This window comes from Nocardia brasiliensis NBRC 14402 (genome assembly GCF_000308475.2).
GTDB lineage: Bacteria > Actinomycetota > Actinomycetes > Mycobacteriales > Mycobacteriaceae > Nocardia > Nocardia brasiliensis.
Genome location: NZ_BAFT02000098.1, coordinates 143,302 through 168,041, shown reverse-complemented (window position 1 = coordinate 168,041; position 24,740 = coordinate 143,302). Strand labels below are relative to the sequence as shown.

At 69.6% G+C, this 24,740-nt stretch carries 23 protein-coding genes; 10 read left to right on the top strand and 13 right to left on the bottom strand.

All coding sequences use genetic code 11. The features are described from left to right. Positions 1 to 25 precede the first annotated feature (25 nt). From TY25_RS33225 to TY25_RS33200, 6 genes are all read left to right on the top strand, one after another. Positions 26 to 610, top strand: a complete 585-nt coding sequence (locus TY25_RS33225; RefSeq protein ID WP_172595783.1) for a biotin transporter BioY — start codon at positions 26 to 28, stop codon at positions 608 to 610. Next, positions 603 to 1,724, top strand: a complete 1,122-nt coding sequence (locus TY25_RS33220; RefSeq protein WP_042262905.1) for a class I adenylate-forming enzyme family protein — start codon at positions 603 to 605, stop codon at positions 1,722 to 1,724. The genes TY25_RS33225 and TY25_RS33220 overlap by 8 nt, the downstream gene beginning before the upstream one ends. After that, positions 1,721 to 2,848: a thiolase family protein gene (locus tag TY25_RS33215; protein WP_042262904.1), complete on the top strand. Its 1,128-nt coding sequence runs from the start codon at positions 1,721 to 1,723 to the stop codon at positions 2,846 to 2,848. Before TY25_RS33220 ends, TY25_RS33215 begins: the two co-directional genes overlap by 4 nt. A gap of 218 nt (positions 2,849 to 3,066) precedes the next feature. Continuing rightward, positions 3,067 to 3,747 (top strand): energy-coupling factor ABC transporter ATP-binding protein, encoded by a 681-nt coding sequence (locus TY25_RS33210; RefSeq protein ID WP_042262902.1) that lies wholly within the window; start codon positions 3,067 to 3,069, stop codon positions 3,745 to 3,747. After that, positions 3,744 to 4,346 (top strand): energy-coupling factor transporter transmembrane component T family protein, encoded by a 603-nt coding sequence (locus TY25_RS33205; RefSeq protein WP_042262900.1) that lies wholly within the window; start codon positions 3,744 to 3,746, stop codon positions 4,344 to 4,346. The genes TY25_RS33210 and TY25_RS33205 overlap by 4 nt, the downstream gene beginning before the upstream one ends. After that, positions 4,339 to 5,727, top strand: a complete 1,389-nt coding sequence (locus TY25_RS33200; protein WP_042262897.1) for an AMP-binding protein — start codon at positions 4,339 to 4,341, stop codon at positions 5,725 to 5,727. The genes TY25_RS33205 and TY25_RS33200 overlap by 8 nt, the downstream gene beginning before the upstream one ends. On the opposite strand, the gene TY25_RS33195 is transcribed toward TY25_RS33200, so the two are convergent. Next, positions 5,724 to 6,116, bottom strand: a complete 393-nt coding sequence (locus TY25_RS33195) for a hypothetical protein (protein WP_042263091.1) — start codon at positions 6,114 to 6,116, stop codon at positions 5,724 to 5,726. The genes TY25_RS33200 and TY25_RS33195 overlap by 4 nt on opposite strands. Positions 6,117 to 6,157: 41 nt before the next feature. Here TY25_RS33195 and TY25_RS33190 point away from each other — a divergent pair, with 41 nt between their 5' ends. After that, a complete protein-coding gene (locus tag TY25_RS33190) occupies positions 6,158 to 6,928 on the top strand; it encodes an AraC family transcriptional regulator (RefSeq protein WP_042262894.1) in 771 nt (256 codons plus the stop codon). 3 nt (positions 6,929 to 6,931) lie between these two features. Here TY25_RS33190 and TY25_RS33185 read toward each other — a convergent pair whose 3' ends face one another. Further along, positions 6,932 to 7,966 (bottom strand): fused (3R)-hydroxyacyl-ACP dehydratase subunits HadA/HadB, encoded by a 1,035-nt coding sequence (locus tag TY25_RS33185; RefSeq protein ID WP_172595784.1) that lies wholly within the window; start codon positions 7,964 to 7,966, stop codon positions 6,932 to 6,934. Between the two features lie 349 nt (positions 7,967 to 8,315). Here TY25_RS33185 and TY25_RS33180 point away from each other — a divergent pair, with 349 nt between their 5' ends. After that, positions 8,316 to 9,824 carry a M1 family metallopeptidase gene (locus TY25_RS33180; protein ID WP_162184245.1) on the top strand — a complete coding sequence of 503 codons (1,509 nt, stop codon included), beginning with the start codon at positions 8,316 to 8,318 and terminating at the stop codon, positions 9,822 to 9,824. A gap of 60 nt (positions 9,825 to 9,884) precedes the next feature. Here the strand turns inward: TY25_RS33180 and argS are convergent, their stop codons facing one another. Both argS and TY25_RS33170 read right to left on the bottom strand, forming a co-directional pair. Next, positions 9,885 to 11,648 carry an arginine--tRNA ligase gene (argS, locus tag TY25_RS33175; protein ID WP_042262887.1) on the bottom strand — a complete coding sequence of 588 codons (1,764 nt, stop codon included), beginning with the start codon at positions 11,646 to 11,648 and terminating at the stop codon, positions 9,885 to 9,887. A gap of 71 nt (positions 11,649 to 11,719) precedes the next feature. Further along, complete coding sequence (locus TY25_RS33170) at positions 11,720 to 12,868, bottom strand: lactonase family protein (protein ID WP_201773738.1); 1,149 nt, start codon at positions 12,866 to 12,868, stop codon at positions 11,720 to 11,722. Between the two features lie 361 nt (positions 12,869 to 13,229). Here TY25_RS33170 and TY25_RS33165 point away from each other — a divergent pair, with 361 nt between their 5' ends. Beyond that, the gene (locus tag TY25_RS33165) at positions 13,230 to 13,415 is read left to right on the top strand and encodes a hypothetical protein (RefSeq protein ID WP_014983689.1); all 186 of its coding nucleotides are present in this window, start codon (positions 13,230 to 13,232) and stop codon (positions 13,413 to 13,415) included. 116 nt (positions 13,416 to 13,531) lie between these two features. Beyond that, positions 13,532 to 15,409 carry a cutinase family protein gene (locus TY25_RS33160; protein WP_042262883.1) on the top strand — a complete coding sequence of 626 codons (1,878 nt, stop codon included), beginning with the start codon at positions 13,532 to 13,534 and terminating at the stop codon, positions 15,407 to 15,409. A 28-nt stretch (positions 15,410 to 15,437) separates the two neighbouring features. On the opposite strand, the gene TY25_RS33155 is transcribed toward TY25_RS33160, so the two are convergent. From TY25_RS33155 to TY25_RS33115, 9 genes are read right to left on the bottom strand one after another with little or no spacing between them, the layout of a single operon-like run. Further along, the gene (locus tag TY25_RS33155; protein ID WP_042262880.1) at positions 15,438 to 16,115 is read right to left on the bottom strand and encodes a GntR family transcriptional regulator; all 678 of its coding nucleotides are present in this window, start codon (positions 16,113 to 16,115) and stop codon (positions 15,438 to 15,440) included. Between the two features lie 53 nt (positions 16,116 to 16,168). Beyond that, entirely contained in the window at positions 16,169 to 17,593 is a 1,425-nt protein-coding gene (locus TY25_RS33150; RefSeq protein ID WP_042262878.1) for an amino acid permease, read from the bottom strand. A gap of 31 nt (positions 17,594 to 17,624) precedes the next feature. Continuing rightward, a complete protein-coding gene (locus TY25_RS33145) occupies positions 17,625 to 18,626 on the bottom strand; it encodes a proline racemase family protein (protein ID WP_042262876.1) in 1,002 nt (333 codons plus the stop codon). Then, positions 18,626 to 20,044: an FAD-dependent oxidoreductase gene (locus TY25_RS33140; protein ID WP_042262873.1), complete on the bottom strand. Its 1,419-nt coding sequence runs from the start codon at positions 20,042 to 20,044 to the stop codon at positions 18,626 to 18,628. Before TY25_RS33140 ends, TY25_RS33145 begins: the two co-directional genes overlap by 1 nt. After that, positions 20,041 to 20,640, bottom strand: a complete 600-nt coding sequence (locus TY25_RS41305) for a (2Fe-2S)-binding protein (protein WP_063602781.1) — start codon at positions 20,638 to 20,640, stop codon at positions 20,041 to 20,043. The genes TY25_RS33140 and TY25_RS41305 overlap by 4 nt, the downstream gene beginning before the upstream one ends. After that, positions 20,637 to 20,828 (bottom strand): hypothetical protein, encoded by a 192-nt coding sequence (locus TY25_RS33130; protein WP_042262871.1) that lies wholly within the window; start codon positions 20,826 to 20,828, stop codon positions 20,637 to 20,639. The genes TY25_RS41305 and TY25_RS33130 overlap by 4 nt, the downstream gene beginning before the upstream one ends. Further along, positions 20,825 to 22,048 (bottom strand): NAD(P)/FAD-dependent oxidoreductase, encoded by a 1,224-nt coding sequence (locus TY25_RS33125; protein WP_042262869.1) that lies wholly within the window; start codon positions 22,046 to 22,048, stop codon positions 20,825 to 20,827. Before TY25_RS33125 ends, TY25_RS33130 begins: the two co-directional genes overlap by 4 nt. Next, positions 22,045 to 23,514 carry an aldehyde dehydrogenase (NADP(+)) gene (locus tag TY25_RS33120; protein ID WP_081869255.1) on the bottom strand — a complete coding sequence of 490 codons (1,470 nt, stop codon included), beginning with the start codon at positions 23,512 to 23,514 and terminating at the stop codon, positions 22,045 to 22,047. Before TY25_RS33120 ends, TY25_RS33125 begins: the two co-directional genes overlap by 4 nt. A gap of 25 nt (positions 23,515 to 23,539) precedes the next feature. Next, positions 23,540 to 24,451, bottom strand: a complete 912-nt coding sequence (locus tag TY25_RS33115; protein WP_042262866.1) for a dihydrodipicolinate synthase family protein — start codon at positions 24,449 to 24,451, stop codon at positions 23,540 to 23,542. Between the last annotated feature and the right edge of the window lie 289 nt (positions 24,452 to 24,740).

Genomic DNA, 24,740 nt, shown 5'->3' with positions numbered 1-24,740 from the left:
GTTCAAGTCGCTAGCGGAGGAAATCGTGGACGGTGTCGAGGACCCTCGGAGGTCGAGGGTCGGTATTTCCGCGCGGGACATGGCGCAGATCGCGGTCTTCGCGGCGCTGATCGCGGCGATGGGCCTGCCCGGCGCCATCACGGTCGGCTTCAGCGGTGTGCCGATCACGGTGCAGACGCTGGGCGTGATCCTTGCGGGCGCGGTGCTCGGGGCGCGCAAGGGCACGGCCGCGGTGGTGGTCTTCCTCGCGCTGACCATGATCGGGCTGCCGCTGCTGTCCGGTGGGCGCACCGGACTGACCGCGATGGCGGGGCCGAGCGCCGGATACCTGGTCGGCTGGATTCCCGCCGCGCTGGTCATCGGCCTGCTGACCGCGCGCATTCTGCCGAAGTATCCGATCGTGCTCGGGCTGCTGATCAACGCGCTCGGCGGCATCCTGGTGATCTATCTGTTCGGCACCCTCGGCCTGCTGCTGCGGACCGACCTCGACGTCCGGCACGCGATCACGACCAACTTCGCGTTCATTCCCGGCGACCTGGCCAAGGTCGTCGTCGCCTCGATCGTCGCGAAGGGCGTGCACCGCGCGTACCCCGGGCTGATCCGTGCGTGATCCGGAGCTCGGTGGCTCCGGTGCTCGGCCCGCCATCGAATTCGACGGCCGCACTTACACTTACGCCGAACTGGACCGGGCGATCGAGCAGTGGATCGAGCGGCATCCGGGCACGACGAGCTACGACGCGTCGGCGCTAGACGTGCCGGACGCGCTGATCTGCGTCTGCGCGGCCGCGCGGCTCGGCGTGCCGGTGTTCGTCGAGAACCCCGCCGCCCGCCCGGCGCGCACCGATCTTCCGGCCTCGGCATTTCTGCTGGTGACCACCTCCGGCTCCACCGGCCGGCCGCGGCCGCTCGCCAGGACCGCCGCGTCCTGGTACGACAGCTTCCCGGCGTTCACCGCGATCACCGGCGTCACCGCCGCGGATCGGGTGCTGATTACCGGCCCGCTGCACGCGACCATGCACCTGTTCGCCGCGTTGCACGCGCTGTGGCTGGGGGCCTGCGTGACCGACGATCCGGCGCGCGCCACGGTGGTGCACGCGGTGCCCGCGGTGTTGCGCGAGGTGGTGGGCCGCGCGCCCGCGCTGCGGACGGCGATCGTCGCGGGGATCGCCCTGGACGACGGTGCGCGGGCCGCGGCGGCGGGCCTCGAGCTGATCGAGTACTACGGCTCCGCAGAGGTGTCGCTCGTCGCGGCCCGCCGGGTGCCGGAACCGCTGCGCTTGCTCGACGGTGTCGAGGCGGAGATCCGCGCCGGACTGCTGTACGTGCGCACGCCGTATCGGGTGCTCGGCGCGCCGGAGTGGTTCGGCGTCGGCGATCTCGCGGAGCTCGGGCCCGAGCGCGAACTCACGGTGCGGGGCCGGGGCGAGTCCGCGATCAACGTGGGCGGCACCACCGTGCTCGCGGAGGACGTCGAGCGGGTGCTCGGCGCGATCGACGGGGTGGCCGCCGTCGCGGTGATCGGTGCACCGCATGCCGTGCTCGGCGAGATCGTCACGGCCGCAGTGCAACTCGACGGCGAGGTGGGCATCGGCGCGGTGCGCGCGCACGCCCGCCGGGTGCTGCTGAAAGAGGCGATGCCGCGGCGCTGGGTGCCGCTGCCCGCGCTGCCGCGCACGGCTAGTGGCAAGGTGGCTCGGGGTGAGCTGAAAGACTTGCTGGCATGAACCGTCGCCCCGTCCTCGTCGCGCCGCGGCGCACACCGATCGGCAACGCCGGGCACGGGTTCGCCACCCTGACCACGACCGAGCTCGCCGCGCCCGTACTGCGGGAGGTGTACTCGACCTTGCGCGCGGCCGGGATCGACGCCGAGATCGACGACGTCGTGCTCGGCAATTGCCTCGGGCCGGGCGGCGATCCGGCCCGGATCGCGGCGCTGGCGGCCGGCTTCGGTACCGAGGTCCCCGGCGTCACCGTCGACCGGCAGTGCGGGTCCGGACTGGACGCGGTGATGCAGGCGGCGTTGCGCGTGCAGAGCGGTGCCGACGAGCTGATTCTGGCCGGCGGTGTCGAGTCGGCGAGCACCGCGCCGTGGCGGTTCTGGCCGCCGGCCGGGGACGCCGAACCGGTGCGCTACACCCGAGCTCCCTTTGCGCCGCAAGGCTTTCCCGACCCCGACATGGGGGCCGCGGCCGACGACCTCGCGCGCGTGCGCGGGATCAGCCGCGAGCGGCAGGACGCCTACGCGGCGCGGTCGCACAGCGCCGCCGCGGCCGCGGACTTCTCGGCCGAACTCGTACCGATCGGCGACGTCCGGCGCGACGAGCGGATTCGGGCGGGTCTTACCGAGGCGCGACTCGCGCGGCTGCGCCCCAGTTTCGGCGCCGACGGCACGGCCACCGCGGGCAACTCGTGCGGGATCTCCGACGGGGCCGCGGTGGTCGCGGTCACCACCGAGGCGGGTGCGGCAGGACTGCCCGCGCTGCGGATCCTCGGATCCGCCGTGGCCGGGTCCGATCCGGCCCATCCCGGGCTCGGGCCGGTGCCCGCGATCCGGAAGCTGTTGTGGCGCACCGGTGTCGGCGTCGCCGATCTCGGGATCGTCGAGATCACCGAGGCGTTCGCGTCGGTGGTGCTGGCGGTGTCGGACGAACTCGGCCTCGACGAGTCGACGATCTGCCCGCAGGGCGGAGCGATCGCGATGGGTCATCCCTGGGGCGCGTCCGGCGCGATCCTGCTGGTGCGGTTGGCGAGTCAGATGCTGTGCCCGGACGGTCCGGCCCTGGGCCTGGCGGCGTGCGCCATCGGCGGCGGGCAGGGGATCGCGATGCTGGTGGAGCGGGTGTCGTGAGTGAGCGAACCATGTCACAGCGTGCTTCGCGCACGACGGGGCCGAGCGCTAGCGAGGTGCGGTCGTGAGTGAGCGGAGTGAGCGAACCATGTCACAGCGTGCTTCGCGCACGACGGGGCCGAGCGTCAGCGAGGTGCGGTCGTGAGTGAGCGGAGTGAGCGAACCATGTCACAGCGTGCTTCGCGCACGACGGGGCCGAGCGCTAGCGAGGCGCAGTCGTGAGTGAGATCCGGTTCGACAGGGTCGGGCATGCGTTCGGCGAGCGAAAAGTGTTGCGCGGCATCGATCTGCGCATCACCGAGCGCCGGGTCGGCATCATCGGGGCGAACGGGTCCGGCAAATCGACGCTGGCCCGCATGATCAACGGTCTGCTCACGCCGACTTCGGGCACGGTAACGGTGGACGGCGTCGACGTCGCGCGCAAGGGCGCGCAGGTGCGGCGCAAGGTCGGTTTCGTCTTCACCGATCCGGACACCCAGATCGTGATGCCCACGGTGGCCGAGGATCTCGCGTTCTCGCTGCGCCGGTCCGGCCTGAGCAAGGCGGAGGTGGCGGCGCGCGTCCAGGAGATGCTGGGGCGCTTCCGGCTCGATCAGCACGCCGATCATCCTTCACACCTGTTGTCCGGCGGGCAGAAACAACTGCTCGCGCTCGGCGCGGTGCTGATCCGCAGGCCGGAGGTGATCATCGCCGACGAGCCGACCACACTGCTCGACCTGCGCAACGCCCGGGTGGTCGCCGCCGCGCTGGATGCGATGGACCAGCAGGTGATCGTGGTGACCCATCAGCTCGCGCTGCTGGAGGGTTTCGAGCGGGTCATCGTGATCGACGACGGTCTGGTGGCGTTCGACGGAACCCCCGCGGCCGCGGTGCCCGCCTACCGGGCGCTGGTCGAATGATCGGGCTGTACCGGCCGGGGGACTCGCTGCTGCACCGGCTGCCCGCGGGCGCGAAACTGCTGCTGCTGATCGCGGCGATCGTCGCGGCGACGGTGTTGCTGCGCAGTCCGATTCAGGTCGGTCTGGCCGCGCTGGCGGTGGCCGGGTTGTTCGCGCTGGCGCGCATTCCGTGGCGCGTCGCGGTGGCGCAGCTGCGACCGGTGGTGTGGATGCTGTTGATCATCGCCGTCTTTCAGGTGCTGATCACCTCACCGGCGCGGGCGGTGGTGGTGTGCGGCGTGCTGTTGATCTCGGTGGCGCTCGCGGCGCTCGTCACGCTCACCACCCGCGTGACCGACCTGCTCGACACCGTGACCCGGGCGCTCGGGCCGCTGCGCCGGATCGGCGTCGACCCGGAACGGATCGGGCTGCTGCTGGCGCTGGCCATCCGCTGCGTGCCGTTGCTGGCCGGGATCGTGCACGAGGTGGCCGAGGCACGCCGGGCCAGGGGCCTGCAATGGTCGATGACAGCGCTGGCCACGCCCGTGCTGGTGCGGGCGTTGCGCACCGCCGACGCCATGGGCGAGGCATTGGCGGCGAGAGGAGTCGACGATGAGTGAGCTGCTCGCCGCGCGGATCGAGCGCCGCGCCGCCGCGGCCCCGGCGGCCATCGCCGTCGAATCCGGCCCGGAGCGCGTCGCTTACGGCGAGTTCTGGGATCGGGTCATCCGCACCGCGGCCGGACTGCACGGCATGCACCGGGTTGCCGTGCTGCCGACCTCGGATGTCGAATCGCTGGTGGTCGTGACGGCGGCCTGTCACAGCGGGGTGAGTGTCGTGCTGTTGCACCGGCACCTGATGCCGGACCAGCTGGCCACGGTGCTTGCACTCGCGCGGCCCGGCGCGGTGGTCGCCGCAGCCGGGCAGCATCGGCGACTGCGGAAGATGGGCTTCGACGGTCCGGTCCGGACGGCCGCCGAACTGGCTGGGACCGGCCCGTCGGGCCGAGCGCGCCCGGACACGGAATTGCTGGTCGGCATCACCTCCGGCACCACCGGCGCGCCGAAACTGTTCGTCCGCGACCAGAATTCGTGGGCCACCACCCTCGACCGCTCCGACGCCACCTTCGACATCGGCGCCGGTGACCGGGTCGCCGCGCCCGGCGTGCTCGACCATACCCATTTCCTGTACGGGGCGCTGCACGCGCTCACCCGGGGCGCGACCGTGGACCTGCGGCCGGTCATGACCGCGCTGAACGACGGTGCGACCCATCTGTATTCGGTGCCGACCATCGCCTGGGACGTGGTGCGCTCCGGCGCCGGGCCGTTGCCCGGCGTCCGGGAGGTGCTGTCCTCCGCGGCACGCTGGCCGCGTCCCGGCAGGCAGGCGCTGCGGGCGGTGCTGCCGAACGCGGAACTCGTGCACTTCTACGGCGCGTCCGAGTTGAGCTTCGTGTCGTTCGATCGCGGACTCGGTGACACCGACGAGAATTCGGCCGGTGAGCTGTTCGACGGTGTCGACGCGCAGATCAGGGACGGCCTGGTGTTCGTGCGCAGCGACATGCTCTTCGACGGCTATCTCACCGCGGACGGCATCACCGGCGGCCCGGTGGACGGTTGGATGACGGTGGGCGATCGCGGCGCGGTGCGGGGAAATCGCCTGCGGCTCTTCGGTCGCGACAGCGAGATGCTGATCCGGGCGGGACTCAATGTGGAGCCCGCCGCCATCGAGGCGGCGCTCACCGCGCTGCCCGGGGTCGCCGAGGCCGCCTGTATCGGTATCCCCGACGCCCGGATGGGGGAAGCGCCCGCCGCTGCGATCGTCGTCGGCGCGAGCGCCCCGAGCCTGGACGAGATCTGGCGGCATCTGCGCACGACGTTGCCCAGCCCCAGCATTCCGGTGCAGGTCCGGGTGCTCGACAGTTTGCCGCGCACGCCCCGCGGCAAGCTCGACCGGCAGGTGCTCGCTAAGATCTTTGTGCCGCAAGGTGATCCCGGCTAGCCAGCCCATTCGGTAAGCGCCAGTGCGAGTACCGCCACGGCGAGCAGGGCGAGCGCGAACACGTCGATCCGGAAGACGCGTGTGGTCGCGGCGCTCAGTTCGCGCCGCCCGATGCTCATCGCCAGTGCGAGAAAGCTGGTCATGCTGATGCCGACCGCGATCATGGCGGCGACCTGGATCGACGCGAGGAACGCGGCGGCGATGGTGCCGGCCCCGATCATCGCCAGCAGCAGCGCGCGATGTCGCAGCAGCAGCTCCAGGTCGCGGGAACCAGCGCGCGTCCCGTACATCGCGGCAGCCCGGCGCGGGGCGAACGCCACGGTGCCGGGCAGCAGGTGGATCACCCCGATCACCACCAGCGCCGCCCGCGCGACATACTCGAATCCCATTTCCGGCCCGCCTTTCCCGACGTTGTCGTAGTCGTGCAAGCATGGCGATCATGGACGGTGCGCCACTTCCAGAAACGAGCTGTCTTGCGCCCGCGACCGTGTGGTTGTGGCCCGGCCACGCGGTCTATCGCGGCCCCTCGTTACAGCTCGACGCGCACAGCGGCTCGGTGCACTGTCTCGCGGTCGGCCTCGACGCGCCGTTCACCCTGCACGTCGACGGAATCTCGAAAGCCGTTCGCACCGCGTTGATTCCGCCGCGGCGGGAGCATCGGCTGGTCGCGGGCGGCGCGCAAATGCTGTTCTGCTACATCGATCCGACGTCGCCGCACGCGAAGTCGTGCTGGGACCGAATGACCGCGAGCACGGCCGGGATCGGCCTGGCACACAGCAACGAACACGACCTGCTCGCCTTCGTCGCGCGCGCGGAGTTCGACCCCGTGGCCGCGATCGAACTGGCCTGTGGTTCCCGTAGATCCGCGGTGGACCCCAGGATCGCGGGTGCCGCCGCGGCGCTGCTGGCGCACCCGGCCGGCGCGAACTCGGCGGGCGAACTGGCCGCGGCGGCCCACCTTTCGACCTCCCGTTTCCTGCACCTGTTCGCCGCCCAGTCCGGTACCAGCTTCCGCCGCTACCGGCTCTGGGCGCGCATCCTCTCGGTCGGGCGCGCCGTTTCCAAGGGCGCGGACCTGACCACCGCCGCCGTCGAAGCCGGCTTCGCCAGCCCGTCGCACCTCACCGACACGTTCCACGCCATGTTCGGTCTGCCGCCGTCGCGTCTGCTGCCCGGGACGCGACTCGTGGTGCTCGACTGAACGTCAGCGGAAGCGGACGTCCGCCGTGGCGAGGCCGAAGATCTTGCGGCCCGCGGACTTCGCAGTGATGGCGATGACCGCGCTGCGGGTCTCGGGGTCGAGCGACTTGACCCGGCCGGTGAACTCGATGGTGCCGACATTGCGGGCCTCGACGACGGTGTAGTTCGAGAGGCGGACGCCGTAGCGGGTCATCGCGCCCGGGTCGCCGAGCCAGCCGGTGATGAACCCCGCGCCCAGCCCCATGGTGAGCATCCCGTGCGCGATCACGTCGGGGAGCCCCGTGAGGGCGGCGACGTCGTCGTGCCAGTGGATCGGGTTGGCGTCACCCGCGACGCCCGCGTAGTTCACCAGATCACCGCGGGTGAGCCGGGTGGTGCGGGCCGGGAGTTCGGTGCCGACGGTGAGGTCTTCGAAACGAATCGCGGTGTGCGGCACCCGGGTTCGGCTCACCTCGGAGGGGATCGAAGCGACCGGGACGCCGGCCGGATCGACCTTCGGCGCGGCGTCGCCGGGGTTGATCCGGGTGAACACCTCGATGCCGTGCATGATCACCCGCTCGATCGCCGCGCCGATGCCCTCGGCGACGTCCTCGGCGGTGAGCCCGACCACGGTGGTGTGCATGACCTGCATGACCTGCCCCGACTGGTCGGAGAAGATGTTCTTGACGGTGAGCAGATCCTTGCCCGCGACCCGGCGCACCGCCTCGAGTTCGACGTCGCCGATCAGGCGGTCGCCGGTGACCACCGGCTGATACATCTCGAAGACCTGATCGGTCTGCACGAACCCGTCGTATCCGGTGATGACGGTCTCGAAGAGCCGGCGATTGGCCAGCATGGCCGCGATCGAGATGAACGTGGTCGGTGCGACGAGACCGGTGTAGCCGAGTTCGTCGGCCGCGTCCTCGCTCCAGTGCGCGGGATGGAAATCCTGTACCGCCCGCGCGTATTCGCGGATCTTCTCCCGGCCGACCTCGTAGTAGTCGTCGGCCCGGTAGTGGTGCCCGACCAACCCGGCCACGTCGAACGCTGCTTCTGTCACGCCGCTCCTCGTCTCAGACCTTTCAGGCATCCCGATCGGCGCACCGCATCGCGGGCCGATGCGGTCGGCTCCGTCGCCTGAACATGTGTCGGGGGAGCGTATCCGACCGGTTTCGATGCGTCCGACCCAGCTCCACCGGTCGGATCGACCCGGGCCGTCGTGCGAAGAGTTCCGGCGTCCGGAAATTCTTCCGGGCCGGTCGGAATTCCCCAGTTGATCTCCAGTCGAGCGGACCGAAACGATGTGTTTCTCTGGTATCGAAAGATCTTGGGCGAGACGCGAATCCGCGTGCACGACACATTGGAGTTCTTTTATGACGAGGCGTTTTCCCGTGTTGCACTCTGTTTCGGTGCGAGCCGTTCCGCTGCTGGTGGCGGCGGCTTTGATCTCGAGTACAGGCACGGCCGCCGCAGCACCGCTGACCGGTATCGGTGATCCCAATTTCCCGAATATCGGCAGCGCCGCCTACGACGTTTCCAATTACAGCATCGACCTGAAGTTCGATCCGTCCTCGGGCCGGCTGTCCGGGTCGACGACGATCACGGCGAAAGCCAAGCAGGATTTGAAGGCCGGGTCCGCGATCGGGTTCGACTTCCTTTTGCAGACCCAGTCCGTGCTGATCAACAACAAGGCCGCCAAATACACCCTGGGCAAGGACAAGCTGGCGGTGACGCTGCCCGCCAACCTGGCCGTCGGCGCCGAGTTCACCACGGTGGTCGCCTACAACGACATCCCGTCGCGGGTGGCGAACGCGGCGGGCGCGCGCAACTGGGTGGAGAACCCCAACGGCGCGCTGATCTCCAACGAGCCCTTCTCCGCCGAATGGTGGTATCCGAGCAACGATCACCCGACCGACAAGGCGACCTATGCGGTGTCGGTGCTCGCACCGGAGAACATGGACGTCCTGTCCAACGGCGTGGAAACCACTGTGACGCAGAATATTCCGGGCTGGAAGCGGCACAACTGGCTCAGCAAGAACCCGCAGATGACCTACGCGACCTACCTGGCGATCGGCAAGTACGAGCGCGGCGGACAGGGTGCGGGCACGCCCGCCCGGCCCAACCTGACCGCCTACGCGACGGATCTGGATCCGACCGTGCGGGCCAATGCCAAGGCCAGCATCGAGCGGACACCCGAGATCGTCGACTGGCTGGCCAGTCAGCTCACGCCGTACCCGTTCGAATCCACCGGTGGCGTGGTGGACGCGAAGATGGGTGGCTTCGCGCTGGAAACCCAGACCATGCCCACCTACACCGACGGCTTCTTCAAGCGCGGTAAGAACGATTCGGTGGTGGTGCACGAGAACGCGCACCAGTGGTTCGGCGATTCGACCTCGGTGGCGACCTGGAAAGACGGCTGGCTGAACGAAGGTTTCGCCAGCTACATGGAATACCTGTGGTCGGAGAAGAACGGCACCGGCACCGCGGCGGAAATCGCCGATTATGCCTATGCCACCTCGACCCGGATCAATTGGGATGTCGTGCTGACCGATCCGGGGCCGGCCAATGTGCTGCCCGCCGAGTTGTACAGCCGCGGCGCGCTGGCGATCCAGGCCTTCCGCAGCGCTATCGGTGACGACGACGTCTTCTACCGGATGCTGCGCGAATGGCTGACCAAGTACCAGTTCGGCAATGCCAAGGTCGCGGACTTCATCGAGATGGCCAACGCGGTCACCGGGCGTAGCACCAACGCCTTGTTCAAGACCTGGCTGACCGATAAGGGCAAGCCCGCGTACAAGCCCTCCGACGCGACGTTCGACGGTGGCAAGCGGGGCGGCGCGCCGCGCTCGGCCGTCCCGGCGCCGCCGAAGCCGAAGGCGTGGGACGACCTGTACTCGGTCGTGACCGCCAAACAGTAACCGGCACAACAGCAGAGCCGGGCCGCGTGCCACGCGGCCCGGCTCCGCCGTGCGCGGGTGTCACATCCTTTCCGGGGCGGCGATACCGAGCAGGTCCAGACCGTGGGCGAGGGTCCGGGCCGTGAGGTCGCACAGGGCCAGGCGGTTACCACGTTGCGGCTCCTCGGCTTTGAGTACCGGACAGGCGTCGTAGAACGTCGTGAAATCGCGGGCCAGCCGGTAGAGGTAGCCACACAGGCGGTGGGGTTCGAGCGTGCTGCCGACCTCGGTGACGGTGGTGCCGTACGCGTCCAACGTCAAGACGAGGGCGCGTTCGGCCGCTTCGAGCGGGCCGTCGGTGGCGACCGCAGGCGCGGAGGCACCGGCCTTGCCGAGGAGGGACCGGATGCGCGCGTGCGCGTATTGTAGATAGACGGCCGTGTTGCCGGTGAAGGCGACCATCCGGTCGAGGTCGAAGGTGTAGTCCTTGACCCGTGCGGTCGACAGGTCCGCGTACTTGACCGCGCCGATGCCGGATTGCCTTGCGATGGAGTCCAATTCGGCGGCCGTCAGCCCGGGATTCTTCGCCGCGACCACCGCGCGGGCCCGCGCCACGGCGTCGTCGAGCAGATCGCCCAACCGCACGGTGCCGCCCGCCCTGGTCTTGAACGGTGTGCCGTCCGGGCCGAGCACCGTGCCGAACGGGACGTGTTCGGCCTCGATGCCGTTGCGCAACCACCCTGCGCGCCTAGCCGTTTCGAAGATCAGCCGGAAGTGCAGCGCCTGCCGGGCATCGGTCACGTACAGCAGCCGCTGCGCGTGCAGGGTGTCGATGCGGTAGCGGATCGTCGCCAGATCCGTGGTGTCGTAACCGTATCCGCCGTCGCTCTTGCGGACCATCAGTGGCACCGGCGCACCGTCGGGGCCGGTTACCTCGGCGGAGAAGACCACCGTCGCGCCGTTGCTGTCGACCGCGACGCCCTGGTCGAGCAATTGCGCGACGACGCTGGAAAGCATGGGGTTGTAGAACGATTCGCCCACCGAGTCGTCCGGCGTGAGCAGTACGCCCAGCTTCGCGTAGATATCGGCGAATGCGCGCTGCGATTCGGCGACGATAGCGCGCCAGCGAGCCAGGGTCTGCGCGTCGCCCGCCTGCAACGCGACCACCCGCGCGCGCGACCAGTCGGCGAAGTCCGGATCGGCGTCGAAGGCGGCCCGCGCCGCTCGATACAACCGGTCGAGCGCGGATACCCCGGCGCCGTCGGCGACGTCGTCGTGCCGCCAACGCGCGTCGGGGTGCTCGTCGAGATATTGGATGAGCATGCCGAACTGAGTTCCCCAGTCGCCCAGGTGATTCTGCCGGATCACCGCGGCGCCGAGGAAGCCGAGCACCCGCGCCAGGCTGTCGCCGATGACCGTCGTCCGCAGGTGCCCGACGTGCATCTCCTTGGCGATGTTGGGCGCGGAGTAATCGAGCACCGTGCGCCGCCCGTGCTCGGTCGCGGGCACCCCGAGCCGGGTATCCGACAGACGTGCCGCGACCTGCGCCCACAGCACCCGGTCCGGCACGGTGATGTTCACGAATCCGGGGCCGGACACCGCCACCGTCGCCACCGGCCGATCCGGGCCGGGTGCCAACGCCGCGACGAGTTCGGCGGCGTACTCGGCGGGCCTTACCCCGAGCCCTTCGGCCAGGGCCAGCGCGGCATTGGACTGGAAGTCGGCGCGTTCGGAACGTCGGAGCACCGGATCCGCTCCCACCAGTTCCGGGCGGGTACGGCCGATCGCGGCGGAGACGGCGTCGGCAACACGGTCGAGCAGCGGCACAACCCCTGGATGGGTCACGAGACGTCCCTTCTCGGTTGTCGGGACGTGCAGTATCCCAGTCCGGCAGCCGCCACCGACAGCGAGTTTCGCTAGCCGAACAGGGCGCAGGTGGCGGTCGGGAACTCGGCGGCGACCGTAGCGGCGCCGGGCAGGCCGGTGAAGGGATCGAGTGGCAGCGTGGTGATCGTGTGGGACTTCTGGTTCGCGGCGTAGAGCCGCCGGCCGTCGGGGCCGAGGGTGAGCGCGCGCGGGAACTTGCCGCCGCAGGGGGTGGTGGTCACCGGGATCAGCAGTCCGTCACCGATGATCGCGAAGGTGGCGATGTTGTCGTGGCCGCGGTTGGCCAGATAGAGGAAGCGGCCGTCACGGGAGACGACCGGCGCGGACGGGTAGTTGCGCTCGCCGCCGGTGGCGGTGTCCGCGGGCACGGACTGCCCGGGGCGCAGCTCGCCCCGCTCGGCGCGCCAATCACACACGGCCACCGTGGAATCGAGTTCGTTGGCGAGAAAGGCGGTGCGGCCGTTGGGATGGAAGGTCAGGTGCCGCGGTCCGCTGCCCGGTGTCAGCGTGACCTGTGCGTGCTCGGTCAACGCACCCGCGGCGAGCCGGTAGACGTAGACGGAGTCGACACCGAGGTCGACCGCGAGCACCCAGCGTCCGGACGGGTCGAACACCACCTGGTGTGCGTGCGGACCGGCCTGCCGGTCGGGATCGGGTCCGGTGCCACGGTGCCGGGCGACGTCGGTCACCGCGCCGAGACGACCGTCCTCGGCGACGGCCAGCGCGCTGACACTGCCCGAGGTGTAGTTCGCCGTCAGCACCGTGCGCCCGTCCGGCGAGACGCACAGGTGCGTGGGGCCTTCGCCTTGTACCGCAACGGTATTCAGCACCTTCGGCACCGCGGCGCGCAGGTCCACGGCGGTGACGGTGCCCGCGCCCGATCCCTCGTTCACCGCGTACAGGTAGCGCCCGTCCGGGGACAGTGCCAAGAACGACGGGTCCGCGACCTCGACGGTGCGCTCGACGGTCAGTCTGCCGGAGCGCCCGTCCACGGCGGCGACCCCGATCCCGGCGCCGCCCGCGCCGCCCGAGGTATAGCAACCCAGAAAAGCGCGGCGATCATTCGCCGCACCTGCCGGCGCCGGCCACAGCGCTCCGGTCGCGAATGCCGCGCCGACACCCGCTGCCGCGCCCAGTATTCCGAGTAGCTGCCGCCGATCGATATCGTCATCGCGCACGGGACTGTCCTTTCCTCGTGCGGGAATTCCCCGCGTTCGGGAAAGAATGTCTCAATTGCCGGGCTGCCGCAAGGGGTGCAATTCAAATTGCAAGCAGTGCAATGGGAATCGTGGCTCGTTGCGTATTTCGTATTGCGCCGCAGTGGTTCTCGATCGCGAGAAAATAGCGCGTGGCGGCCCGTGCCCCCGGTCGGCGGCCGCCCGGTGTGGAGTGGGGAGAACAGTTTTCGGCCCGGCACCGCCTCTTGCCTGGACCTGCGGGGTAGACGCAACTTCCCCAGTTGAACCGGTCTGGACGCGAACATGGTTGCGGGGGAGTCTGGTTGCTGCAAACACCGGTAAAAGACAGGCGGTTCTAGACATGTCGGCTTTCATCAGCATCATGGATTCGGTCAATATCATTGCCGCTGGCTCGGGTTCGAGTGACGATTCGAGTTCGCTCAGCAGCAGCACCGGTTCGTCCGGCGGCGGGTCGATCGGGGACAGCATCGATTTGCTCAAATTGAGCCTCAAACTGCTTTCCTCCATTGTCGGTCATTTGTCCTGACCTGGAATTCGCGACAATCAGCGCGGCGACCACGGTTGTCGCGCTGAAAGTCGTACGCCCTCTTGCCCGCCCGCCCATGCGGCGGCGGGTACCCGATCGATATCGGTGAGGTTCTGATGCCTGTCCTGCCTTCGTCCAAGCGCTGTGTGGTGGTGGCCACGATGGTGGCCGTCGGTGTCACCCTCGGTGCCACCGGAGTCGCCTCCCCGGCCAGCGTGCACACCCGAACATCCGGCTGTGCGGACACCTTCAATCTGTTCATCCCCGGCACCTGGGAGACCAACGAGGCGGCCGACCCGGCCCAGCCGATCGGCATGCTCAAACCGATCGCCGAGGCGATCCAGCGCGAGCACGGCGCCACGTCGGCCATCTACTTCACGCCCTACATGGCGCGGGCCTTCGACAACGGCCACACCTACGCCGACAGCAAGAACACCGCGCTCACCAACGCGCGTAAGGCGCTGCGCGATTACGGAACCCGCTGCGCCGGCGCGAAGTTCACCATCACCGGTTACAGCCAGGGCGCGGACGCCGCGGGGGACATCGCCTCCGATATCGGCAACGGGCGCGGCCCGATCTCGGCCGACCGGGTGCTCGGCGTCGGGCTGCTGTCCGATCCGGCCGCGGGCACCACCGGCGAAACCGCGGTCGGCCCCCGCACCCCGGGCAAGGGGATCGCCGATCCGCGGCCGCGCGGTATGGGCGCGCTCTCCGGCCGGGTCACCTCGATCTGCGACCCGAACGACCTGTACTGCTCGATCCAGAAGAACGCCAATCCGTTACTCGGACAGCTGGGTTCGCTGCTGAGTAAGCTGCCCAGCGACTCCCGGCTGGCCGGCGCCCTGACCTCGGACTTCTCCAAGGCGGATCTGCCGGGCCTGGCCGCGGCCGTGCGCGACCTGGCCGCGAGCCTGGTCGACCCGCGCGGTGTCGACCTGACCCGGGTGCGCGAGCAGGCGGACACGGTCGAGCACACCGTCCGCCCGCTCGCCGAACTGGTCGGCACCGGCGCGGCCGCGAAGCAATTGGCCACCGCCCCGGCGGGTTCGGCCGAACACAACGCCGGCAAGGTGCTCAGCGGCGCCGCGGAGTCGGATCTGTCCGGCGCCGTGTCGGCGGCCAACAGGATCTCGGGCAACGCCACCGACCTGCTGAACAACGGGGTCGAGACGTTGCCGGCCGGATCACCCGAAGTAGCGGCGCTGAGTGGCCTGTCCGATTCGCTCAACGGGCAGATCGAAGTGCTGATCACGTTGCCCGCGGGCGTCCTGGAATCCGCGGCGGGCATCCTGGCGCTGCTCAAACCGAGCGAAATGGTCAACCAGGCACTGGATGTCGTCGCGAAGGTCACCACCCTCGACTTCCGCGGCATCCTGGACAACCTGGCGCTGCTTCCGCAGAAGGTGCTGGCGCGCGACGCCGCGGGCGCGCACGCCATCGCGGGCACCTTGAACAACCAGTTGCGGCCACTGGTCGACCTGCTCGCCGCGGTCGACGTGAAATGGGTGTCGCAGGTGCTGTCGATGGTGCCCGATTCGCAAGGCCTCCTGCAGATCGCGACGATCGCGGCCGCGGTGCTCTCGACCATCGACATCCCCAAACTCGCCGAGATCGCGGGCCGGATCCAGGAAGTCGCGTGGTCGGTGCTGGAGAAGCTGGCGCCGCCGCCCGGCCAGCAGCCCGACCCCGACGGTGCGGCGGCGGCGCTCTCGGCGCTGCTGCCGATCGGGCAGGACCTGGCCGGGGTCGCGATGGGCATGTTGACGGCGGAACGCAAGGACGCCGGGCTCGACGACCTGACCGCCGCGCTCGCCACCTCGAAACCGTCGCCCGGGATCAACCTGTTCGACCTCATCGGCGACGGCATCAGCGCGGCAATGTTTTTCGCGTCCAACGCGCACGTCAACTACGGCGCGCTGATCGTCGACGAGACCGGTCGCAACGCCATCGGCTGGCTGGGTGACTGGTTGAACTCGCGCATCGGACCGCGGTGACACGGCCGGGCCAGTGCCGGCCTCGGGCTCAGGAGACGTCCTTGTCGGGGGCGTTGCCCGGAGCCCAGAGTCCGCGCACATGCCCGATGTGATTGCGCAGGAAGGACTCCACCTGCGCGTCCTGCCGCTGTTCGATCAGATCGAGGATGGTGTGGTGCTCCTGGGCCGAGTTGTCCAGCTCGCCGCGCGCGACCAGCGCGGCGAGACCGAGCAACCGGGTCTGCGCCCGCAGATCGCTGACGATCTGCGACAGCCGCGGATTGCGGCAGTAGGCGAGCAGCATGAGGTGGAACCGGCGATCGGCGTCGACGTATTCGACCAGATCGCCCCGCTTGGCCGCGTCGACGATCTTGTCGGCCGCCGCGCGCAGCCCCGGCATGTCCGCCTGCGGAATGCGGTCGACGATGGCGCGCACGCTCGGCGGCTCCAACAGTAGGCGGATTTCGGCGATCGCGTCGAGATCCTCGTCGGAGGCCTCGGTGACCCGGAAGCCCTTGTTCGGCACCGAGATCACCAGTCCCTGTTTCACCAGGTCCAGCATCGCCTCGCGGACCGGCGTGGCGGAGACGCCGAAGCGCTCCGACAGCCAGGGCGCGGAGTAGAGCACACCGGGTTCGAGTTCGCCGGAGATGATCGCGGCGCGCAAGGCGTCGGACACGTGGTCGCGCAGCGTCGGGCGCTTGCGGGTATCCAATCGTTCGATCATCTGTGTGCTCCGGTTATCTGCTGGTGGGCCAGGCCCCGTCGGTATCAGAATAGTTAGCCGTCAACGGCGTTCAGCTTGGCGTTGCGGTAGCTGAAGCCGAAGTACAGCGCCACCCCGAGCAGCAGCCAGAGCACGAACCGCAGCCAGGTGACCCAGGTGAGGTGACTGATCAGCCACACCGAGAAGCCGATGCCGAGCAGTGGCACCACCGGCACCCACGGGGTACGGAAGGTGCGCTCGGCCTCGGGGCGTGTCCGGCGCAGCCACACCACACCGATCGCGACGACGATGAAGGCCATCAGAATACCCACGTTGGTCAGTTCGGCGGCCTCCCGGATCGGCAGAAACCCGGCGATCAGCGCGGAGACGACGCCGACCGGCCAGATCACCCGGGTGGGCACCTTGCGGCGCGGATCGGACTTGCCGAAGTAGGCGGGCAGCAGGCCGTCCCGGCTCATCGCGAAACCGACCCGGGTCACGGCGAGCATGTTGGCGAAGGCCGAGGTGGTGACGCCGATGACCGCGCCGACCGCGATGACCAGACCGAGGATGCCCATGCCGATGCTGTCGAACGCGCTGGAGAACGGCGCGGCGACGTCGATATCGGTGTAGTTGACCATGCCGACGATGACCAGGCACACCAGCAGGTAGACCACCGAGGCGATGCCGAGGCTGATCATGATCGCCTTGGGCAGCAGCCTCTTGCCGTCGGTGGATTCCTCGGCCGCGGCGCTCATCGCGTCGTAGCCGTAGACGGCGAAGAACGCCAGCGCGGCACCGGATACCGCACCGCCGACGCCGAGCGGGAAGAACGGCGTGTAGTTGCCCGCCTTGATGTGGAAGGCACCGGCGACGACCACGATCGCGACGATCGCCATCTTCAGCATGACGAGTCCGGTTTGCACGCGCGCCGATTCGCGGGTGCCACGGGAGAGCAGGAACGCCAGCAGCAGGCAGAGCAGCACCGCGAACAGGTCGACCTTGTGCCCGGCGCCGGTGCCCGGCGCGCCCAATGCCCAAGTGGGCAGGTCGAATCCGAAGTAGTGGGTGATGTAGTTCAGATATCCGGAGACCGCGATCGCCACCACCGACACGATGGCCGTGTACTCCAGCAACAGATCCCAGCCGATCAAGAAGCCGACGATCTCCCCGAGCGACACGTAGGCGTAGGTGTAGGCCGAGCCCGCGCGCGGCACCATCCCGGCGAATTCGGCGTAGCAGAGCCCCGCCGCGCCGGAGGCGACGATGGCGATGCCGAACGAGAGCAGCACGCCGGGCCCGGCCACCTCCTTGGCCACCACACCGGCCAGGGAGAACACGCCCGCGCCGACGAGCCCGCCGAGACTGAGCGCGACCAACTGCCACAGACCCATGCTCTTGGCGAAATCGCCGGTGTCGCTGTCGGTTACGGGCATGCGGCGCAGGATCGTCGCGCGGCTGAGCGGCGGTCGCTGGGGTCGGGTGGTGACAGGCTTCATTGCCGGGCCTTTCGAGGGGTGCAGCGGTGAATCAGAAAACGAAACCCTCGGGGAAGGGATCCGACGGGTCGAGCAGGTAGTTGGCGGTGCCGGTGAGCCAGGCGCGGCCGGTGATGGCGGGCACGATCGCGGGGTGGTCACCCACGCTGGTCGATTCGACGGCTCGGGCACAGAACGTGGTACCGATGAACGAATCGTTCTGCAGCACTTGGTCGTCGGTGAGCAGGCCGCGGGCGTGCTGCCGGGCCAGCAGCGCGGACGTCCCGGTGCCGCACGGGGAGCGGTCGAACCATCCGGGGTGAATGGCCATCGCGTGCCGGGTATGGGCCGGCGTCGACGCGGGATCGAGGAACAGGACGTGCTTGCAGCCGGCGATCTGCTCGTCCTCGGGGTGCACCGGGCGCCGGGACTCGTCGATCGCCTGCATGATCCGGAGTCCGGCGGCGAGAATCCGGTCCTTGTGCGCGCGATCGAACGGCAGCCCGACCTCGGCGAGATCGACTATGGCGTAGAAGTTTCCGCCATAGGCCAGGTCGTAGCGCACCGTGCCCAGCTCGGGCACCTCGACCTTGTTGTCCAGGCTGTCGCAGTAGGCGGGCACGTTGCGTAGCGTCACCGAATCGGCGTGGCCGCCGCTGACCGCGACCGCGGCGACCACCCGGCCGGCCGGGGTGTCCAGCCGGATCTCGGTGACCGGTTCGGTGACCGGCACCATGCCCGCCTCGATCAGGGCGGTCGCGACCCCGATGGTGCCGTGCCCGCACATCGGCAGCAGGCCGCTGACCTCGATGAACAGCACGCCGTAGTGACCGTCGGCGGTGGTGGCCGGTTGCAGGATCGCCCCGCTCATCGAGGCGTGCCCGCGCGGCTCGTTGACCAGCAGTTTGCGCAGGCCGTCCAGGTGCTCGGCGAAATAGGCGCGCCGGGCCGCCATGGTGTCGCCGGGGATCGTGCCGACACCGCCGGTGATCACCCTGGTCGGCATGCCCTCGGTGTGGGTGTCGATCGCGGAGATGATCGTCTTGCTTCGCATCAGGATCCTTCGTTGTCGAGATCGGCCAGTTCGCGCAGCCGCACGGGCGCGGCCAGTGGACGCCAGGCCGGGGTGGCCGCGGCGAGACCGGGCATATCCGTGCCGTCGGGGCATGAATGACGGCGCAGCGCTTCGATATTCGCCGCGCACATCCGGCCCTGACACGGCCCGAGACCGGCGCGGGTGGCCAGCTTCGTCGGGCGATAGCCGCCGCCGGTGGTGCGCGACCATTCGGCGGTCAGTTCGGCGTGCGTGGTGCCCTCGCAGCGGCAGCACACGGTGTCCGCCCGCGCCCAGGTCAGCACGCCGGGGCGGATCGGATGCGCGGCGGCGAGCCGGGCGACGAACTGCCCGGCGGTGCGCTGCCGCGCGCGCAACCCGCGGCCGAGGGGAGCGTCCGCGGCGGCCAGCCCGGCGACGGTGCCTTCGATCGCCGCCACCTGAGCGCCGCCGATGCCCGTGAGTTCGCCTGCCGCCCAAACACTCTCGGCGCTAGTGTGCTGCTGGTCGTCCACCTGGACGAAACCGTCCGCAGCGAGCGCCGCACCGGCGGCCACCGCCAGTTCGTGCTGCGGGGTGAAACCGTGTGAGACGGCCACCGCGTCGACCGGCACGGTGTGCTGGGTGCCGGGGATCGGTGCCCAGTTCTCGTCCAAGCGGGCGATCGTCGCTTCTTCGGCGCGGCCGGCACCGGCGACGGCCACCACGGCATGCGCGGTATGCAGCGGGACGCGGTGCCGGATCCCGGCGGCGGCGTACTCGATCAACTCGGCCGCTTTGCCCGCGCTGTGGCGCAGTTCCCAAGGGCGGGTGAGCCATTCGCGCGCGATGCGGGACGCCGGATTGGCCTCCAGAATCGCTTGCACCCGTGCGCCGCCCGTGATCAGTGACTGCGCGACCGGAAGGAGGAAGGGGCCGGTGCCGGACAGCAATACGGACTTGCCGACCAGCAGACGCTGTGTCTTCGCGAGGGTCTGCGCGGCGCCCGCGGTGTACACGCCGGGGAGATCCCAGCCGGGGAACGGGCACACGCGGTCATACGCGCCGGTGGCGAGAATCAGTGCGTCGCCGCGAATTTCGCGATGTGTGCGCCGCTCACCCTCGATGCCTTGCCATAGCCGCACGATCGGGCAACCACCGTCCGGTGCCCGCTCGATCTGATAGACCGCTGCCCACGAAAGATATTCGCATCGCGGGTGCTCGCTCAGCTGCCACCCCAGGCGCTGCGCCGCGACGTAACCGTGCCCGATCCGCAGCGGATTCCGCACCCCGTAGGCGGCAGGAATACGCCGGTTGTACTGACCGCCGAGCGTCTCGTTCGCATCGATCAGCGTTACGGTCGCACCGGACCGCAGGGCGGCCGCCGCGGCCGCCGTTCCCGCAGGCCCCCCGCCGATCACGACTACATGCTTGGTCATCGGGTGCCTCCTCGCGGCCGGTCGTGTCGTTCGTCGATGCCGGGTACGTCGCCCGCGGTCTCGCGGTCTGCCGAACGCTGCGGGTCGCCGCCGTCCGCCGCTGCGGTCTCGCCGTCGACCGATGTGCATTGCGCGCTATCGGATTTCGCGTCGTCGATCAGAGCCGTTGAGCGTTCGGTGTGGATGTCGAACGCGCGAGACTGCGTGTGTGCGATGTGGCTGCTGATCGGAGCTGGCTGCTCGCCATGGGAATTCGGGTCACCGAGCAGAGCCGTGGCGTGCTCGGTGTGGGTGTTCGACGGGTGGGATTGGGTGTGCACGGTGTCGCCGTCGCGGGCGGGGCGGCGGCACAGGCGGATGTCGGGGATGCCGTTGACGGTGGCGACACAGTCGAAGCAGACGCCTATGCCGCAGAAGACGCCGCGCCCACCGCCGGTCGGTGCGGTGCGCCAGTGATCGTGACCGCCGGCCAATAGGACCGTGGCGAGCGTTTGCCCGTGTACGCCGCGCACCGGCACGCCGTCGACGGTGACGGTCAGCGGGCGATCGTCGCGGCCGAGGGGATCGCTGCCCGCAGGGATCAGCTGTGCGCTCACGCGGTAACCTCGCAGTTCAACGGTGCGTTCCTAGGCACGGTGTGCTGCTGTCCGCCGAGACCATCCATCGGCCACGGCATCACGATCGTCTCGGTGACCGCGGTCGCGGTCCGGTCCTGAGAGCTCGGCGGGCCGTACCGGTCGACGCACCGACCGAGCCGGTGCCGTTCGCTGGTGTGGTTGCTCATCGGTGCACTTCCTCAGTGATTTCCGCCGCGCGTACGGCCGGGCGGTCGACGGTGAACGCCGCCAGGTCGGGATGATCCGGACCACCGGTCAATGCCGCACAGATCAATTCGGCGGTGCCGACGGACAGGCCGATGCCCGCCCCTTCGTGTCCGGTCGCATGCCAGAGGCCGGGCAGGCGTGGGTCGGGACCGATCACGGGCAGATGGTCGTCGACGTAAGGGCGAAAGCCTCCGTAGGCGCGCATGATCGCGACATCGGCCAGCACGGGATAGAGCCGAATTGCTTTGCGGGCAATGGCGGCCAGGCTGTCCGGGCGCAGGCGGTTGTCGAAGCCGCATTGCCGGCGGGAGGAGCCGAGCAGCAGCGGGCCGCCGCGCGTCGACTCCACCACGGCCGACGATTGCAGGGCCGTGTCCGAACTGCCGACGGCGCCAACGTAATCCGCGTCGTAGACCTTGTGGAAGACGGTCGGCGGCATGGGTGCGGTGATCAGCACGTCCCCGCGTCGCGGCCGCACCGCGATCGGCGCGCCGAATAGCGCGCCGACCGCTGCCGACCACGGGCCCGCCGCATTGATCACGATATCGGCGTGCCGTGGCCCGCGGGTGGTGCGCACGCCGATCAGTCGTTCGCCACGGCGCAGCGGAGCAACCACCTCGCAGTCGGTCTCCACCAGAGTTCCTGCGGCGACGGCGGATTCGAGCAGCGCGGTCGCCGCACCGGCGGGCTGCACCTGCGCGTCCTCGGGGTAGTGCACGGCGGCGCACACATCCCGGGTCAACGCCGGTTCGGCCGCGGCGAGCTGGTCCGTGTCGAGTTGCTCGCAACGCACGCCCGCGCTCCGCTGCCGCGCGGCGAACTCGGCCAGTGCCGCCGCGCCGGGCTCGGTGGTGGCAACGACGATGCCGCCCTTGGCTTCCCACTCGACGGCCGCCGCATCCGCCGGGTGCCGTGCGCCGATTCGCGCGAGCACCTCGGGCCACAGTCGCCGGGACAGCTGGGCCAGGCGCAGTTCGGGCCCGGGCCCTTTGTCGGAGACGAGAACATTGCCTTCACCGTGTGCCGTGGTGCCCGAGGCGATCCCACCCCGCTCGCAGACGCGCACCGAGGCACCCGCCAGCGCGAGGCGGTCGGCGAGGGCGCAGCCGATCATGCCGCCGCCGATGATCAGCACGTCGGTTCCCCGCAGGGCAGGGGAGCGGGGCGGGATCTCGGTCATTGCGCCGGCGCTCCGTTCACCGACTGCGGCACGGAAAGCGGGTTGCCGGTGCGCAATTCGAGCGGCAGCAGGTCCTCCGGCACGGACTGATAGACCACCGGCCGCAGGAAGCGGGAAATCGACGCGGTGCCGACGGAAGTCGACGACGGTGCGGTGGTCGCCGGGTAAGGGCCGCCGTGCTGTTGCGCGTAGGTCACCGACAGCCCGGTGGGCCAGCTGTTCCACAGCACCCGTCCCGCCACGTCGACGGCCGCCGCGATGAGCGCACGGGTCGTGTCGTCCGCCTGCTCGCCGAACACCGTCGCGGTGAGCTGACCGCCCACCGTCCGGGCCAGGTCGAGCAATTCGGCGGTGTCCCGGTAGGTGACCAGAAGAGTTGCCGGACCGAACATTTCGTGCAGCAGGCGGTCGGGATCGGCCAGCACGGCGCGTGCCGTCGTGGTGAGCAGCAAGGCCTCGTCCGGGCCGCCACCCGCCAGCAGTTCGACGTCCGCGTGGTCGCGCACCTGCCGCACGACAGCGGCGAAGCCCGCCGCGATCTCGTCGTTCAGCAACGCGCCGGTCGGCACCGGCCGGGTCCGGACCAGATCGGACAGCGCGTCGAGGACCGGCGCGTCCACGGGAACCGCGACCAGACCAGGTTTGGTGCACAGCTGACCCGCGCTCGAACTCACCGCGGTCAGCAGTCCCGCGGCGATCTCACCGGCCCGGGTGCGCGCCGCCTGCTCGGTGACGAAGACCGGGTTGATCGAGCCGAGTTCGCCGTAGAACGGGATCGGCACCGGGCGACGGCAGGCCAGGTCGTAGAGCGCACGTCCACCCGCCGTCGATCCGGTGAACGCCGCCGCGGCGATCGCGGGATGGGTGAGTACCTGCACGCCGGCTTCGCGCCCGAGCACCAGACCGAAAGTGCCACTCGGCGCGCCACATTCGAGCAGCGCCTGCTCGATCAGGTCGGCGACCGCGCGGGACAGGAGCGGATGCCCGGGGCTGGCCTTGACGATCACCGGGCACCCCGCGGCGAGCGCGGCCGCGGTGTCCCCGCCCGCGACGGAGAAGGCGAACGGGAAGTTGCTTGCCGCGAAGTTGAGCACCGGTCCCAGCGGAATGTTCATCCGGCGCAGGTCCGGGCGCGGCGCACCCATCGGCCAGTCCGGGTCCGCGGTGTCGATGCGCACGTCCAGGTAGCCGCCGTCGAGCACGGTCCGGGCGAACAGCCGCAGCTGGAAGCCGGTGCGCTGCAACTCCGCGGTCAGCCTCGGCTCGGACAGGTGTGTCTCCCGCATCGCCAGGGCGATGAGTGCCGCGGCGTGCGCGGCCAGCCGATCCGCGATGCCGTGCAGCACCCCGGCCCGGTCCGCCGATCCGACTGCGGCCCAGGGTTTGGCCGCCGCCGCGGCTGCCGCGACGATCGCGTCCACCGTGGTCTCGCCCATCGCTTCCTCCTCACTTGCCGTGTGCATCATGCAACCTTTCCGACCGTCGGGTCGGTTATTGGTAGCCCTTGGCCAGCACGTCCTGGGTGGCGGCCGTGATCTTCGCCGCGAGTTCCGGTGCGAGCGGGACCCGCGGCGGCCGGCACTGCCCGCCGCGACGACCGGCCAGATCCATCGACAGCTTGATCGCGTGCACGAACTCGGTCTTGGAATCCCAGCGCAGCAGCTTGTGCAGGTCGCGGTACAGCGGAAGCGCCTTGTCCAGATCGCGGTTCACGGCGGCGTTGTAGAGCTCGACCGTCGCCTTCGGGATGGCGTTCGGGTAACCGGCCACCCAGCCGACGGCACCGGCGATACCGAGTTCGAGCACCACGTCGTCGGAGCCGACGAGGACATCGAGTTCCGGTGCCAGTTCCTTGATCTCGTAGAAGCGCCGCACGTCGCCGGTGAACTCCTTGACGCCGACGATCAGGCCTTCGACGTGCAACTCGGCCAGGAGGTCGGGGGTCAGGTCGATGCGGGTATCGATCGGGTTGTTGTACGCGACGATCGGGAGCCCGACCTCGGCGACCGTGCGGTAGTGATCGAGCACCGAATCGCGACCGCCGCGATAGGTATTGGGCGGCAACAGCATTACCGCCTGGGCACCGGCGGACGCGGCCTGCACCGCCCACTTGCGCGCCTGCAATGCGCCGTAGGCGGCGATGCCCGGCATCACGGTGCATCCGGCGGGGGCGGCCGCGACGGCCGTGGCCACCACGCGGGCTCGCTCGTCGTCGTCCAGCGTCTGGTACTCACCGAGCGATCCGTTCGGGCTGACCCCGTGGCAGCCGTTCGCCGCCAGCCACGCGACGTGTTCGCCGTACGCGTCGTAATCGACCGAGTAGTCCGCCGTGAACGGCAGGGTGGTGGCCACCAGGACCCCATGCCACGGCTTGGCGGCAGCCGACGAGATCGATCCGGACATAAGAGCCTCCCTCTGCGCGACGAGTCACGACCTACGCCGCGATTCGCGTCATGTGACGTGTGACATTGCACAAGGTAACGGAGTGACCCCTGTCACGCAACCGAAGATTTGTGGTGGGGGTCACCCGCGGGAGGCGGGCCCGGCAACGACTCGGCCCCGCGTCCGCGCGACACGGGGCCGAGTGTTCAGCGGTTTGTCAGAGTCCGCCGAGCAGGAGATGCAGGAGATTTCCGACAATTTCGACCAAACCGGCTACCAAGCCCATTGTTCTCTCCTTGTGGATCTGTGA